The 15,192-nt window shown below is 69.4% G+C and carries 13 protein-coding genes, 1 pseudogene and 1 riboswitch; of the genes and pseudogenes, 11 read left to right on the forward strand and 3 right to left on the reverse strand.

Annotated elements, in window-relative coordinates; translation table 11 throughout:
* Positions 1-21 precede the first annotated feature (21 nt).
* Positions 22-117, reverse strand: a riboswitch (TPP riboswitch).
* A gap of 256 nt (positions 118-373) precedes the next feature.
* The 3 genes from CKO31_RS03775 (at position 374) to CKO31_RS03785 (ending at position 4,353) form a co-directional block, all read left to right on the forward strand.
* On the forward strand, positions 374-955 hold the full coding sequence (locus tag CKO31_RS03775; protein ID WP_200234196.1) for a hypothetical protein: 582 nt from the start codon (positions 374-376) through the stop codon (positions 953-955).
* 158 nt (positions 956-1,113) lie between these two features.
* The gene (locus CKO31_RS03780) at positions 1,114-2,031 is read left to right on the forward strand and encodes an LOG family protein (RefSeq protein WP_200234198.1); all 918 of its coding nucleotides are present in this window, start codon (positions 1,114-1,116) and stop codon (positions 2,029-2,031) included.
* A gap of 162 nt (positions 2,032-2,193) precedes the next feature.
* A complete protein-coding gene (locus CKO31_RS03785; RefSeq protein WP_200234200.1) occupies positions 2,194-4,353 on the forward strand; it encodes a malate synthase G in 2,160 nt (719 codons plus the stop codon).
* A gap of 279 nt (positions 4,354-4,632) precedes the next feature.
* On the opposite strand, the gene CKO31_RS03790 is transcribed toward CKO31_RS03785, so the two are convergent.
* The 3 genes from CKO31_RS03790 to CKO31_RS03800 are packed head-to-tail and all read right to left on the reverse strand — an operon-like array spanning position 4,633 to position 7,033.
* Complete coding sequence (locus CKO31_RS03790; RefSeq protein WP_200234202.1) at positions 4,633-6,018, reverse strand: sensor histidine kinase; 1,386 nt, start codon at positions 6,016-6,018, stop codon at positions 4,633-4,635.
* A complete protein-coding gene (locus CKO31_RS03795) occupies positions 6,015-6,704 on the reverse strand; it encodes a response regulator transcription factor (RefSeq protein WP_200234204.1) in 690 nt (229 codons plus the stop codon). Before CKO31_RS03795 ends, CKO31_RS03790 begins: the two co-directional genes overlap by 4 nt.
* Positions 6,704-7,033 carry a PepSY domain-containing protein gene (locus CKO31_RS03800; protein ID WP_242475128.1) on the reverse strand — a complete coding sequence of 110 codons (330 nt, stop codon included), beginning with the start codon at positions 7,031-7,033 and terminating at the stop codon, positions 6,704-6,706. The genes CKO31_RS03795 and CKO31_RS03800 overlap by 1 nt, the downstream gene beginning before the upstream one ends.
* 348 nt (positions 7,034-7,381) lie before the next feature.
* Between CKO31_RS03800 and CKO31_RS03805 the strand changes: the two genes are divergently transcribed.
* From CKO31_RS03805 to CKO31_RS03840, 8 genes and pseudogenes are all read left to right on the forward strand, one after another.
* On the forward strand, positions 7,382-8,005 hold the full coding sequence (locus tag CKO31_RS03805; RefSeq protein ID WP_200234206.1) for a cytochrome b/b6 domain-containing protein: 624 nt from the start codon (positions 7,382-7,384) through the stop codon (positions 8,003-8,005).
* A gap of 10 nt (positions 8,006-8,015) precedes the next feature.
* The gene (locus CKO31_RS03810; RefSeq protein WP_242475129.1) at positions 8,016-8,393 is read left to right on the forward strand and encodes a DUF1924 domain-containing protein; all 378 of its coding nucleotides are present in this window, start codon (positions 8,016-8,018) and stop codon (positions 8,391-8,393) included.
* 32 nt (positions 8,394-8,425) lie between these two features.
* Positions 8,426-9,013 (forward strand): diheme cytochrome c, encoded by a 588-nt coding sequence (locus tag CKO31_RS03815; RefSeq protein ID WP_200234208.1) that lies wholly within the window; start codon positions 8,426-8,428, stop codon positions 9,011-9,013.
* A 173-nt stretch (positions 9,014-9,186) separates the two neighbouring features.
* A pseudogene (locus CKO31_RS03820) lies at positions 9,187-10,477 on the forward strand (ATP-grasp domain-containing protein).
* Positions 10,478-10,583: 106 nt separating this feature from the next.
* Complete coding sequence (locus CKO31_RS03825; RefSeq protein ID WP_200234209.1) at positions 10,584-10,778, forward strand: YMGG-like glycine zipper-containing protein; 195 nt, start codon at positions 10,584-10,586, stop codon at positions 10,776-10,778.
* A gap of 248 nt (positions 10,779-11,026) precedes the next feature.
* Complete coding sequence (locus CKO31_RS03830; RefSeq protein ID WP_200234210.1) at positions 11,027-12,763, forward strand: choice-of-anchor I family protein; 1,737 nt, start codon at positions 11,027-11,029, stop codon at positions 12,761-12,763.
* A gap of 129 nt (positions 12,764-12,892) precedes the next feature.
* Entirely contained in the window at positions 12,893-14,524 is a 1,632-nt protein-coding gene (locus tag CKO31_RS03835) for an ATP-binding protein (RefSeq protein ID WP_200234211.1), read from the forward strand.
* Entirely contained in the window at positions 14,524-15,171 is a 648-nt protein-coding gene (locus CKO31_RS03840; protein ID WP_200234212.1) for a response regulator, read from the forward strand. Before CKO31_RS03835 ends, CKO31_RS03840 begins: the two co-directional genes overlap by 1 nt.
* Positions 15,172-15,192 lie beyond the last annotated feature (21 nt).

Genomic DNA, 15,192 nt, shown 5'->3' on the forward strand with positions numbered 1-15,192 from the left:
GCAGGGACGGGCGGGGCGGCCGTGATGCGTCCTCGCCTTCCCTCCGCCGGTATCAACCGGATCAGGTTCTAAGGGACTGTCTCAGCCCGCGCACGGCGGGCACCCCCAGCAGGACTGTCTTGCACGCTAGCCAAAGGGTAGACGGATTGCAACCATGGCCGCCAAGCGTCTGGGCGCGTCAGGCGCTCGGCGCCGGGCACAGTGATGGGACAGACTGGCTGGTCAGACTGGCTGGGCAGACCGACCGGCGCCAAGGCGGCTCCCGGCGGTCATGTGCCCTTCATCAAAGTGCGCTAGCCTGCCCGGCTCGGCGCGCGACGCGTCGCCGGCTACCAAACCGATCACCGCCAAACCGATCACCGGAGGACACCTCATGAGAATCACACCACTGACCATGCTGACCGCGCTCGCCATGCTAGCCCTGGCTTCGGCTCTGGGCGGCTGCGGCCAAGGCGATGAGACCGAGCAGATGGAGGAAAGCGCGCAGACCGAGCCGGCGACCGGCGCCGAAACCACCGCCGGCACGGACAGCCAGCTCGAGCAGGCAAAGAGCCAAGCCGCCGCCGCCATGGCCAAGCTCCAAGCGGCCGGTGAGCAGGCTGGCGCCGCCGCCCGGGATGCGGCCGGCAGCGCCATGGATCAGGTCCAGGCGAAGGCCGATGAGGCTGCGGCGAGCCTGCAAGAGGCCAGTACCCAGGCGAGCGCTGCGGCTGCGGCAGCCGCCGAGGCCGCGTCCGAGCGGACCGCAGCGCTGACCCAGAGCGCCCAGGCCCGGGCCGATACCATGATTACCGAGGCGCGGGATTATCTGCGCGAGAACGACCTCAACTCGGCACAGGGCGTGCTCGACAAGCTCAAGGGCCTGCGGGACCAGGTCTCGGAGGAGGTCCGCACCGAGATCGACGAGCTGCAAGAGCGCCTCTCCGACGAGGCCCGCAGCCAGACCGCCGGCTGACCGCCGCGGCCAGCTCGCCGCCCGCGGGCGCTGTTGGCAGCCATGGGCGCCGAGCCCAGGGCGCTGTCACTGCGCCCGCGCTGCCGTCTCCTTCTTCCCGGCTGCCCGGGGATACCACCACACCCGGCACACCGCCCCGTATTGCGTGAGCCCTCTGCATGACCTCTCCCGTCCCGCCTGACAATCCCCAAAGCCCATGGCCGAGTGCCGCCGAGGAAGCCGCCCAGGAGCCCTCTGCCGAGAGCCCGCAGATGGCTTCGGCCTCCTATCGGCTCGCCTACGCCGACATCGACTTCCTGCGCCGTGCGGAGCTTCGGCCCGTGCGGTTGCAGCTGGAGCTCCTGAAGGCGGAGCTGGTTCAGCAGGAGGAGCACATCGATTCCACGGTGGTGATCTTCGGCAGCACCCGCATTCCGGAGCCCGAGGCCGCCCGCGCCCGGCTGCGTGCCGCCGAGGATGCCGCCGCGGCGGCCCCGGATGACCGCGAGCTCGCCCGCCGCGCGGCCGTGGCCCGGCGCATCCATGACAAGGCCAAGTACTACGACGAGGCGCGACGGCTCGCGGCCATGATCACGCAGGTCTCGCAGCGCAACGGCCACCGGGACTATGTGGTAGTCACCGGTGGCGGGCCCGGGATCATGGAGGCCGCCAACCGCGGCGCCCAGGACGTCGAGGGCAAGAGCCTGGGCTTGAGCATCGTGCTGCCCCACGAGGAGCATCCGAACCGCTATGTCACGCCGGAGCTGTCCTTTCAGTTCCACTACTTCGCCGTGCGCAAGATGCACTTCGTGCTGCGGGCGCGGGCGCTGGTGGTCTTTCCCGGTGGCTACGGCACCCTGGACGAGCTGTTCGAGACCCTGACGCTCATCCAGACGGGCAAGGTCCATCCAGTGCCGGTGCTGCTGTTCGGGCGCGAATATTGGCAGCGCATCATCGACTTCGATGCGTTGGTGGAGGAGGGCACCATCGACCCGCCGCACCGGGAGTTGTTCCAATTCGTCGAGACCGCCGAGGCCGCTTGGGCGGCGATTCACGGCTTCTGGGCGAACAAGAACAGTGCAAAGTCCGTTGACTGAGGCGCCGTGCAGGGGTGCGCGACGGCAGTATTGGCCAACCATATTGCTTGGCTTGAGATAATTAATCCGGTCGATCTTGCGTCCGGCTTGGTTTCTGGCGAATCCTAGCGAGATACTCGGTGACCCTCGCGCCGAGCCACCGCTGGCTGGAGCACAAGAACCATGACCGACCGCATCACCGTCGGCGGCCTCCAGGTCGCCACGCCGCTGTATGAGCTGATCCGCGACGAGATCGCCCCTGGCACCGGCATCGAGCCCGACGCCTTCTGGGCGTCCTTTGCCGACATCGTCGCCGACCTGGGACCGCGCAACCGCAGCCTGCTGGAGCGCCGCGACGCGTTGCAGGCGCAGATCGACGATTGGCACCGCACCCGCTGTGGACAGCCACTGGATGCGGCCGCGTATAAGGCCTTTCTTCAGGACATCGGCTACCTTGAGCCGGAGGGCGCGGACTTCGCGGTGACCACCGCGAACATCGACCCGGAGATCGCGTCCATCGCCGGCCCGCAGCTGGTGGTGCCCGTCAACAACGCCCGTTACGCCCTGAACGCCGCCAACGCCCGCTGGGGCAGCCTCTATGACGCCCTCTACGGCACCGATGCCATCCCGGAGGACGGCGGGGCCGAGCGCGGCGCGAGCTTCAACCCGGTGCGCGGCGAGCGAGTGGTGGCTGCCGCCGCGGACTTTCTGGACAGCCATTTTCCTCTGACGGGCGGTGCCTCCCACGGCAGCGTGTCCGGCTACTGGGTCGAGAATGGCCAGCTCCTCGCCGGTGACGCCCCGCTCGCCGAGCCGGCGCAGTTCGCGGGCTGGCAGGGCCCGCCCGAGGCGCCGACGGCCGTGCTGCTGGCAAATCACGGCCTCCACGTGGAGCTCGCCGTCGATCGCGAGCACCCCATCGGCGCCAAGAGTCCGGCCGGGGTCAAGGACGTGGTGTTGGAGTCCGCGGTGACTGCGATTCAGGACTGCGAGGACTCCGTCGCCGCCGTGGATGCCGAGGACAAGGTCGGCGTCTATCGCAACTGGCTCGGGCTCATGCGCGGCGACCTCACCGCGAGCTTCAGCAAGGGCGGCAAGATGCAGGAGCGCCGGCTGAATCCGGACCGGGTCTACAGCGCGCCGGCGGGCGGTGAGCTGACCCTGCCCGGGCGCTCGCTGATGCTGGTGCGCAATGTCGGCCACCTGATGACCACCGACGCCGTGCTGACGGCGGACGGCGCGGAGGTCCCCGAAGGCTTCCTCGACGGCATGGTGACGGTGCTCGCCGCCGTGCACGACCTCAAAGGTTTAGGGTCCGTGCGCAACAGCCGCGCCGGCAGCGTCTACATCGTCAAGCCCAAGATGCACGGGCCGGACGAGGTGCAGCTGGCGGTGGATCTGTTCGCGCGCATCGAGGACGCACTGGACCTGCCGCGCAACACCCTCAAGATCGGCATCATGGACGAGGAGCGGCGCACGACGGTGAACCTGAAGGAGTGCATCCGCCGCGCCTCGGAGCGGGTCATCTTCATCAACACAGGCTTCCTGGACCGCACCGGGGATGAGATCCATACCAGCATGGAAGCGGGCCCGATGCTGCGCAAGGGCGCCATGAAGACCGCACCCTGGCTCTTGGCCTACGAGGACTGGAACGTCGACGTCGGCCTTGCCTGCGGCCTACGCGGCCATGCGCAGATCGGCAAGGGCATGTGGACCATGCCGGACGAGATGCGCGCCATGCTGGACACCAAGATCGGTCATCCAAGGGCCGGCGCCAACTGCGCCTGGGTGCCGTCGCCGACGGGCGCGACGCTGCATGCACTGCACTACCACGCCGTCGACGTCGCCGCGCGCCAGGCGGAGCTCGCCGCCGCCGGTCGGCGCGCGCAGCTAGACACCATCCTCGAGATCCCGGTCGCCGATTCCGCCGAGTGGAGCGCCGCCGACATCCAGCAGGAGCTGGACAACAACTGCCAAGGCATCCTCGGCTACGTGGTGCGCTGGATCGACGCTGGGATAGGCTGCTCCAAGGTGCCGGATATCACCGACACCGGCCTGATGGAAGACCGCGCCACGCTGCGCATCGCCAGCCAGCTGCTGGCCAACTGGCTCCACCACGGCATCGTGAACAAGGACCAGATCATGGCCACCCTCAAGCGCATGGCGGAGGTCGTCGACCGCCAGAACGCGGGCGACCCGACGTACCAGCCCATGGCGCCGGAATTCGACGGCATCGCCTTCCAGGCCGCCTGTGATCTCATCTTCCAGGGGCGCGCAGAGCCGAACGGCTACACCGAGCCCGCCCTGCACCGCCGCCGCCGCGAGCGCAAGGCGCAGGGTTGAAGCTGGCTCCTGGTGGCGGGGCGCCGGGCGCCGGACTTGGTTCCAAGGGCCGGCGCGGTGCGTAGTGTTGAGTCCGTGTCCGGCGCCGCCGCAGCGCCCCGCTGCGGATGCGGCGCCGACGGGCGGTCGCGCGCTTTAGCGAGTTAAAGTTACCGTCACCCTAATTGATTAGGGGGGACGGTATACTTATCTTTCCATGGCGATGTCGCGCGGCGTCGGCGGTCAGCTTCCCTGTCCTAGTCTGTGGTAAGGCGCGGGCTTCGGCAGTGCGGGAGCGGCTCACCCCGCTGGCAGCCGGGTCTTGACCGCGAGGCCGCCGGTCGGGGCCTGGGAGAACTCCACTGCCCCGCCGTAGGCATCGGCGACGTCGCAGGCGATGGCGAGGCCGAGGCCGGAGCCCGCCTTGCGCTCGTCGAGCCTGAGGCCGCGCTCACCGAGGCGGTGCAGCTGATCCGTTGGTACGCCGGGGCCGTCGTCGGTGATGGTCACCACCACCGCGTTGCCGGTGCTGACCCGGATCTCCACCTGCCGGCGGGCCCACTTGGCTGCGTTCTCGAGCAGGTTGCCGAAAAGCTCCAGTAGATCGTCCATGGCCAGCGCGGCGACGGCGCCGTCGGGTGCGGTGAGCTGCCAATCGATGCGCTCGCCATCGGGGGTGCGCTCGAGTGTGCCGAGGAGGCGGCGCAGCGCATCGCCCACGTTGGCCCGGGCCTGATGCGGGCGGGCACCGGAGCGCACCCGGGCCCGGATGAGCTCCCGGTCCACGCGCCGGCGCATGTGCCAGGCGAGCTGATCCAGATCGGCGGCCACCGCCGGGTTGCCCTCCTGGCGCAAGCGCTCGGCATCCGCCGCCAGTGCGCTCAAGGGCGTCTTCAGCCCATGGGCCAGGTCGGCCGTCCAGCTGCGGGCCTGGGCCACGGCCTGCTCGCGGGCGGTGAGTAGGGCGTTGACCTCCGCCACCAGCGGGCGGACCTCGGCCGGGTAGTGGGGCGGCAGACGCTCGGCCTGGCCCGCGCGCACGGCGTTAACGCCCTGGCGCAGCGCCTCCAGCGGCGCGAGGCCGATGCGGATTTGCACCAATGTGGCCACCGCCAGCAGCAGCGCAATGACGGCGAGGTAGGGCAGCATGTCGGCGGTGAAGGCATTGCGGGCGGCGATGAGCTCGGCGCGGTCCTGGCCCACGGCGAGGCGCAGCTCGCGCCCCGGCCCGTCGCCGGGGCCATCGGCGTCCGTCAAGAGCCTGATGCTGCGCTCGCGGACCAGCAGCGGGCGTCCGCCGGGCCCCGGGAGCAGGTGAGCATGCACTTGCCCGGCCATGAGCCGGTCGCGCGGCAGGGCGAGCTCGGTGTCCCAGAGGGACCGCGAGCGCAGGGCGCCGATCCCCCTGTCGCCTGCGGCGGTGTCGTCGATCTGCCAGTAAAGGCCGGACAGCGGGGCCTCGAACCGCGGGTCCGCCGGGCGCGGCTCGACGGCCAAGCGGCCGTCGTCGGTGATGTGCGCGGCGGCCGCGAGCTGGCTCAGCTGGCTCGTGAGCTCGGCGCCGATGCGCCGCTCGACGTGGCGCTCGAACAGCGCCACCAGGCTGAACGCGGCCACCAAGAGCGCCAGTGCGACGGACAAAAGCCCGGCGACGGCGAGACGGGCGCGCAGGGAGCGGCCGGTCACGGTCTGTTCCGGGACGCCTCGGCGGTTGGGTCGGGCTCGATGACATAGCCGAAGCCGCGGCGGGTCTGGATCAGGTCCGCGCCGAGCTTGCGGCGCACGCGGCCCACGAGCACCTCCACGGCATTGGACTCGCGCTCGAAGTCCTGGGCATAGAGCTGCTCGGTGAGCTCCAGCTGCGGCACGACCCGGCCGGCGTGCTGCATCAGATAGGCCACGAGCCGGTACTCGGTGGGCGAGAGCCGCACCGGCACGCCGTCACGAGTCACCTGCATCCGCCGCGTGTCCAGGCTGAGTCCACCGACCCGCAGCACCGGCGATGCCTGCCCGGCGGAGCGGCGCACCAGTGCGCGAAGGCGTGCCAGCAGCTCTTCCATGCGGAAGGGCTTTGGCAGATAGTCGTCGGCGCCGGCGTCGATGCCCTCTACCCGCTCGTGCCAGTCGCCGCGAGCGGTGAGGATGAGCACCGGGAAGCGCTGCCCGGCCTCGCGCCAGCGCCTCAGCACGGCGAGCCCGTCCATGCCCGGCAATCCTAGGTCCAGGATCACCGCGGCGAAGGTCTCGGTGTCGCCGAGGAACCAGGCCTGCTCGCCGTCCGCGCTGTGCACCACCACGAACCCCGCTGCTTCCAGCGCCGAGGCGATGCCCCGGGCCAGGCGTGTGTCGTCCTCCACCAGCAGAATGCGCATCAGTGCTCCTCCTCCTGCTTCAGCAGACGGCCGGTGGCGGCATTCGCCAGCACCTCCAGCAGGCGGCCGTCGGGGGCGATGATCTTGAGCTCATAGACCCAGGTACCGTCCTCGCGCTCCAGCTCGACTTCCACTACCTCGCCCGGCACCCGCGTAGTCACGCTCGCCAGGATCTCGGCGAGCGGCAGCACCTCCCCGCGCTCCAGCGCCGCACGGGCGCGGTCGTGGTCGTGGGGGTCAGCGTGCACCGATCCGCCTGCGGCCGCCAACAGCAGCACCAGCGCCCGCGTGCTGGCGAGCCGGGGCATTTGGCCCATAGGCGGATACATGTAAAGCCTCCGGGGCGTCGGGCGACTGTCTTAAAGCATTAGAGGGCGTGTCCCGGGGCTGCCGGGGCGCGCTGAGCCGGCGCGCTCGGGGCGCGGGCCGTGGGAGCCAGGCTGTCCGGCCGGCACCGTGGAGCCCTCCGCTGCCTGCACTGCCAGCACGCCCGCCGTCAGCACCCCTGCTGTTCCCATCATGCTGCGCGCGCCCGGGTGACAAAAGGCTGACGACGGCTTACAGGCATTGGTCAGCGACGGCGCCTTAGGCTGGCCGCCAGTGGATGCCGGCTGCGCCAGCCGCCTGCCGGCGCCGGGATCCTGAAGCCATCGTCTCAGCAACTGGAGCAATGAGCCATGACGACACAAACATTATCCGCCGATGCGGCGCCGCGACGGCGTTCGCCGCAGGCCGAGGACAGCGGCCAAGTACGGGTTTGGGACCCCTTGGTGCGGGTTTTCCACTGGTCGCTGGTGGCGGCCTTCGCCACCGCCTTCGTCGTCGAGGACGACCTCCTCGGCGTGCATGTGTGGGCCGGGTACCTGATCCTTGCCCTGATCGCCTTACGGCTGGTCTGGGGTGTCGCCGGCTCCCGCCACGCCCGCTTCACCGACTTCGTGCAGGGGCCGCGGCAGGTGCTCGCTTATCTGCGCCAGAGTCTGCGCCTGCAAGCACCTCGACATCTCGGCCACAACCCCCTGGGCGGTGTCATGGTGGTGGCGCTGCTGGTGCTGGTGGGCGTCACCGGTGTGAGCGGCATGGCCCTGTATGGCGCCCAGGAGCTGTCGGGACCCCTGGCGGGGCTGATGAGCACAGCGCCGCCCGCCGTCGGCGAGGCGCTGGAGGAGACCCATGAGGTGCTCGCGAATCTGACGCTGGTCTTCATCGTCGCGCACGTGGCCGGGGTGCTGTTCTCGAGCTTCGCCCACCGCGAGAACCTGATCGGTTCCATGTTCACCGGCCGCAAGCGCCGCAGCTGAGGGAGTGACCATGACATTGACGATGATCTCAGGCCCGTTGCGCAGCCTCGGTCCGGCGCTGTTGCTCGCGGCGGCGGGGGTGGGCCCCGCCGCCGCGGCGGGCGACGCCGCTGCCGGTGCCGCCGCCTGGGTGCAGAAGCACCCGCAAGCCGAGGGCGCACCCGCGCGCAGCTGCGCCAGCTGCCATAACGAGGATCTGACGCAGCCTGGGCGCCACGCGCGCACGGGCAAGCCCATCGAGCCCCTGGCGCCGTCGGTGCACCCCGAGCGGCTTACCGATCCGGCCAAGGTGGAGAAGTGGCTCAGACGCAATTGCCGCTGGACCCTGGGCCGCGAGTGCTCGGCGACCGAGAAGGCGGACTTCCTGGCCTATATCCGCACCCAGTAGCGCTGTAAGCGAACCTCCGACGGAGACCCTTGATGAAGACATCCCTGCACATTGCCGGCGTTCTGGCCGGCGTCCTGCTGGCCCTCGCTATCGCCGGCCTGGCCTTGGGCGACGATGACGACCATGACGATGATCACTACGAGGACCACGGCGGGTGGGTAGAGCCCGGCGAGGACGTCGAGCCCGTCGCCAACGTCGCCTATGCTGAGGAGTGCGGTGCCTGCCATATGGCGTATCAGCCCGGACTGCTACCCGGTGACGCCTGGCGGCAGGTCATGGACGCCGACGCGCTGATGGACCACTACGGCGACGACGCCTCCCTGGCGCCACCGCTGCGCCTGGAGCTCGCCGAATACCTCGTCGCCAACGCCGCCGGGCAGTCCCGCAAGTCGCGCTCCCGCGCCTTCGCGGTCGGCGACGCCGGCGCCGGCGACTTGCCGCGCATCACGGCGACCCGCTACTTCCGCAACGAGCATCACGAGATCCCGGCAGGGATGGCCACCGGCAACCCGGACGTCCGCAGCTTCAGCAACTGCGACGCCTGCCATACCGGCGCCGCCGACGGCGTCTACAACGAGCATCGGGTGCGCATCCCCGGCCACGGCCGCTGGGACGATTGAGGCTCGGGGCTCCGCCCACCGCCCCTGCCCCCGGCAGAGCCGCCGATGCGAGGGTGGTGGCTCCCCAGGGCGCAGCAGTCGGCGCATTGGCCCCCCCGATCGCATGCTCAGCGCAGGTGCCGTCGGCGAGGTCTAGGGTCTGATTATGGCTCGCGGCGTCATAGAGGCCTGGTATGCGACACGTCTTCGTCGTCGGGCTCGACGACTTCCATTTGCGGCAACTGCGGACGTTGCCGGGGGCCGATGAAATCCGCTTCCACCCGCTGTTCACCCGCGCCGAGGTGAAGCAGCAGGACAGGTTCCCCGTGGCCCGGCTGCTGGACGAGGGGCGGCGCCTCCTGCGGGATTTCCCGGAGGGCGTGGATGCGGTGATCGGGTACTGGGACTTCCCCGTCAGCACCGTGCTGCCCATCCTGCGGGCTGCGGTCGGCCTGCCGGGCCCGAGCTTGGAGGCAGTGCTGCAATGCGAGCACAAGTACTGGAGCCGGCTGAAGCAGGCGGAGGTTGTGCCGGAGCAGGTACCGCCCTTCTGTGCCGTCGATCCCTTTGCCGACGACCCCCCTGGCGCAGTGCCCGCTGGACTTCCCTTTCTGGCTAAAGCCGGTGAAAGCGGTGCTGTCGCATCTTGGCTTTCGCATCGATAGCGAGGAGGATCTGCACAAGGCCCTGCCCATTATCCGGGCCAACATCCACCGCTATGCCGAGCCCTTCAACCTGATTCTGGGCTATGCAGAGCTGCCCCCCGAGGTGGCGGCCGTGGACGGCTGGCACTGCATCGCCGAGGGCATCATCTCCGACGGGCACCAGGTGACCCAGGAGGGCTATGCCTACGGCGGCGATGTCTGCGTCTACGGCACCGTGGACTCCTTGCGCGGCGGGCCCGTGGGCTCGTCCTTCGACCGCTATCAGTATCCATCGCAGCTGCCGATCTCGGTACGGGCGCGTATGACGGCGGTGACGCAGCTGGTCATGCACCAAATCGGCTACGACATGGCACCCTTCAACATCGAGCATTTCTGGGATCCCGAGACGGACCGGCTCTCGCTGCTGGAGATCAACAGCCGGCTGTCCAAATCCCACGCGCCACTGTTTCGGCTAGTGGACGGGCAGTACCACCACCGCGTCATGCTGGATCTGGGGCTCGGCCGCGCGCCGGCGTTCGAGCAGGGCCGCGGTCGCTACAAGCTGGCGGCCAAGTTCATGCGGCGCCACTACGCGGACGCGCGGGTGACGCGGGTACCGACGGCGGCGGAGATCGCGGCGGTGGAGCAGGCAGTACCCGGCACCCGGATTCAAATCGAGGTGTCCGCCGGGGAGCGGCTGTCCGGCCTGCGGGATCAGGACAGCTACAGCTACGAGCTGGCGACGCTGTTCATCGGCGCCGACTCCGAGGCGGAGCTTACGGCGCGGTATCGGGAATGTCTGGAGCGGTTGCCGCTGACGCTCGCGCCGGTCGCAGAATAGGGGGCGTCGGGGCGGCTGGGTCCGGCATCGTATTCCGTGCGCTGGGCATTCGCGATATTCTTAGGTAATCGAAAGCGCAGGTTACAAGATAAACAGGACACAACGCATGAAGATGGTGCCATTCATCATGGTGGTGCTGGTGCTGGTCTTGGCGCTCGCCGGCTGCGCCAACATGAACAGCGCCGAGCAGCGCATGGTCTCGGGTGCCGCCATCGGCGGCGTCGTCGGCGGGCCCATCGGTGCTGGTGTCGGTGCCGGCATCGGCTACGTGGTGGACCGCAACGAGGACCAAGTCCGCTGATCTGGCGCGCGGCGGCGCGCGGCGCTGTCCGGCGCCGCCGACGGGTTCGGCAACGTATGGCGGTGCAGGCGGCATCGCTGCGCGTCGGGATCGGCAGGGTCCACTGTTGTTGGGCGCCGGCGTTGGCCCGGCTCCGCCCGCATGCAGTCGTAAGTCCCACTGTGATCGTCATCGAATCGTCTTATTCCCCCGGTAGCCTGTGGGGCGCCTGCTGACGGCACTCCATCCAAACCCCGGGGGATTACATCATGCAGACCTTCGCGCGCAGCGTGCTCGCCGCCGGCATCGTCGCCGCCGGCGTCCTACCGACAACCACGGCCCTGGCCGCACCCTTCGTGAGCTTCGACAAGGCTTGGACGCACTTCGCGTCCGTCTCTCAAGGCGATCCGCAGACCGACGTCTTCGATGAGAGCGCCGCCGAGATCGTCGCCCATGACTCGGCTACACAGCGGGTCTTCGTGGTCAACGGCGACCTGAGCCGGGTGGACGTGCTGGACGCCGCCGACGGCAACTTCCTCGGCTCTCTCGATGTCTCCAGCTTCGGCGGCCCCAACAGCGTCGCCGTGAAGAACGGCACCGTGGCCGTCGCCGTGGAGAACGCCACCAGCGCGCAGACCGACGGGAGTGTCGTGTTCTTCGACGCCGCCGACACCGACATCGGCTCGGGCGGCACCAGCACCGGCAACGCCACCGTCGGCCCGCTGCCGGACATGGTGACCTTCACGCCGGACGGCTCCAAGGTCATCGTCGCCAACGAAGGCGAGCCCGACTTCTACGGCCAGGACGGCACCGACCCCGAAGGCAGCATCTCCATCGTCGACATCTCCGGCGGGGTTGCCGGCGCGTCGGTGAGCACCGCGGGCTTCACGGGCTTCAACAAGACCGACCTCGTCAACGACGGCGTCCGGATCACCGGCCCCGGCACCGGCGGCGCCGGCGAGGCCACCGCGGCCCAGGATATCGAGCCCGAGTACATCGCCGTCTCCGAGGACGGCAGCAAGGCCTATGTGACGCTGCAGGAGAACAATGCCGTCGCCGTGGTGGACATCGACTCGGCGACGGTGGAGGCGGTGCGCTCCCTCGGCTTCAAGGATCACGGCGCCGACGGCAGCGGTCTCGACGCCAGCGACCGGGACGACGCTGTCAATATCCGCACCTGGGACAACGTCAAAGGCATGCCGATGCCCGATACCATCGGCGCCTACACCGCCGGCGGCAAGACCTATTACGTCACCGCCAACGAGGGCGACAGCCGAGAATACGACGAGATCCCAAGCGGCTCCAACGGCACCGTGTACTCCGATGAGACGCGGGTCGAGGACGTGACCCTGGGCGCAGGCTTTCCGGCAGACGCCCGGGACGAAGACCAGCTCGGGCGGCTGCAGATGAGCAGCGTCGACATCGACGGCTCGACGCCGACGACCTACGACGAGATCATGAGCTTCGGCACCCGCTCCTTCAGCATCTGGGACGGCGACAGCGGCGATCTGGTCTGGGACAGCGGCGACTTCTTCGAGCGCTTCACGGCCGATCTGTCGCTGACAGACCTCGACGGCAACCCCGTGTTCAACTCCGACAACGACGGCAACGACAGCTTCGACAGCCGCTCCGACGCCAAGGGGCCCGAGCCCGAGGCGCTGGTGATCGGGCAGATCTACAACAACACCCTGGCCTTCGTCGGGCTCGAGCGCATCGGCGGCATCATGGTGTTCGACATCACCGATCCCACCAGCCCGTTCTTCCTGCATTATCTGCTGGACCGCGACTTCACCGTCGCCGCCGACAGCATCGCCGCCGGCGATATCGGCCCCGAGGGGCTCTACTTCGTCACCCCGGAGGCAAGCCCCTTCGGCCGGTTCGGTCTGGTGGTGGCCAATGAGGTCAGCGGCAGCACCAGCTGGTACAACATTCAGGTGCCGCTGCCGGCACCGCTGGCATTGTTCGCCGCCGGTCTGCCTCTGCTGCTCTTGGCGCGGCGGCGCTGAGTCCTCCCCGCTCGCCGCGGCGAGCCGCCGCCGGCCCGGCGCGGGCCGGCGGCCATCGGTGCGCGGTCGTGTCTGCTATAGTCAGGTGCTGATCCATACCGCGTCGTTCGCGGTACAGCAGCCCCTGCCATGACCGCCCAGCCCCCCGTTCAGCCCCCGCTCAAGCCACGTCTGCCACCCGAAGATCGCCGCCAGCGCATCCTTGAGATCCTGCGCGCCGCAAGGCTGCTGGGGCCGCTGCTCGCCGTGGCCGTAACCTTGGTGGCCGCGCTGGTCTTGCTGCTGGTGAACATGGCGACACCCGGTCTGGCCTGGCCCAAGCTCGTCTGCCTGGGCTTCCTCGCCATGGGGCTCGCGGCGGCAGTGCTCACGGCCCAGCGCCTGAAGACGCAGCTGCTGCAGCCGCTGGTGAATCTGGAGGAATCCGTCTCCCGTGTCTGCCAGGGCGAGCCGGGGGCCAGCCGGGCGCTCGCCAACGTGGGCGTGCTGGAGACCATGGCGCAGGGCATCGGCAGCCTCAACGCCGAGCTCACCGACCTCTATGAGGACATGGACAGCCGCGTCGCCCGCCAGACCCAGCGCCTGGCGCAGAAGACGGCGTCGCTGAAGATCCTCTACGACGTCGCCGCCGAGATCACCCGCGCCGACACCCTGGAGGACTTGCTGCTGCATTTTTTGCGGGTGCTCAAGGAGATGGTCAACGGCCGCGCCGCCACCGTCCGCGTGGTGGCCGCCGACGGCGAGATGCGGCTGGTGGGCTCCATCGGCCTGGACGACGACCTGGTGCGCCAGCAGGACATGCAGCCGGTGGAGCTCTGTCTCTGCGGCACCGTGCTCTGCCCCGGCGAGATCGTCTGCGACAACGACCAGCGCTACTGCTCCCGGGTCTACGGCCGGCGGATGTTCGCGAGCGACGCGGTGGAAGTCGTCACCGTGCCGCTGAAGCATCACGACGAGCTGCTCGGGGCCTACAGCATCTTCGTGGACCGGCCCGGGCTGCGCGAGCGCGAGGACATTCTGGAGCTGCTCAGCACCATCGGCCAGCACATCGGCGTGGCCCTGGCCAAGCACCGCTCCGATACCGAGGCCCGGCGCCTGTCCATCGTCGAGGAGCGGGCCTCCCTGGCGCACGAGCTGCACGACTCCCTGGCACAGACCCTGGCGAGCCTGCGGCTGCAGGTGCGCATGCTTGGCGATGCCCTGAAGGACGCCGAGGTGGCCGCCGAGGCCAGGGCCGACCTGAACCGCATCAAAAACGGCATCGACGAGGCCCATGGCGAGCTGCGCGAGCTGCTCTCCAGCTTCCGCGCCCCCATGGATCGACGCGGCTTGATTCCCACCCTGGAGGACATCATCCGGCGCTTCGGCCAACAGACGGGTATCCATGCCGTGCTGCAGCTCAATTGCCGGCCCTTCGAGGTCTCGCCCACCGAGGAGATGCAGCTGATGCGCATCGTCCAGGAAACCCTGACCAATGTGCGCAAGCACGCCGATGCCCAGACCGTGCGCGTGCTGCTCACCCGCGAGGCCAATGGCGAGTATGTCCTGCTGATCGAGGACGACGGCGTCGGCTTCAGCACCCGGCGGGAGGCGGCGGGCCGGCCCGGCGAGCACATCGGCTTGTCCATCCTGGACGAGCGCGCCCGGCGCATCGGCGCGCGGCTGGAGATCGAGAGCGAGCCCGGGGAGGGCACCCGCGTGGAGGTCACCTTCACCGCCGGGCGCACGGGGCGCGCCGCACCCACGCAGCAGGCCGCCTGATGCGCGTGCTGCTCATCGACGATCACGCCCTGTTCCGGGTCGGTCTGCTGGAGCTCCTGGAGCGCCGCGGCATCGAGGTGGTGGATGCCGTGGGCGACTCCGACGTCGGCCTGCGCCTGACCCGCGACTGTGCGCCGGACGTGGTGCTACTGGACCTGCGCATGCCCGGCCCCGGCGGGCTCGAGATCCTGAAGCAGATCCGCGCCGAGGGTCTCGATCGGCGCGTGGCCATGCTCACCACCAGCACCGAAGAGGAGGACCTCATCGCCTCCTTGCAGGCCGGTGCCAACGGCTATCTGCTGAAGGACATGGAGCCGGATGAGCTGGGGGCGGCTTTGGAGAATATCGTCGCCGGCAAGACCGTCGTGGCCCCGGATCTCACGGGGGTCCTGGCCAGGGCGTTGCGCCCGGAGCCGGAGCCGGCGGCGGCGCCGCAGCCGGCGGTGTCGGAGCTGACGCCGCGGGAGCAGGAGATCCTGTGCCACCTGGCGGCCGGGCAGAGCAACAAGGCCATTGCCCGGGAGCTCGGTATCTCCGACGGCACGGTCAAGCTGCACGTGAAGGCGATTTTGCGCAAGCTCGCGGTGCACTCGCGGGTGGAGGCGGCGGTGATGGCGGTGGAGCAGGGGCTTTGCGCGCGGGACTGACCTGGGCCGCATCTCAACAAT

It is taken from the genome of Thiohalocapsa halophila, from assembly GCF_016583825.1.
Taxonomy (GTDB): Bacteria; Pseudomonadota; Gammaproteobacteria; order Chromatiales; family Chromatiaceae; genus Thiohalocapsa; species Thiohalocapsa halophila.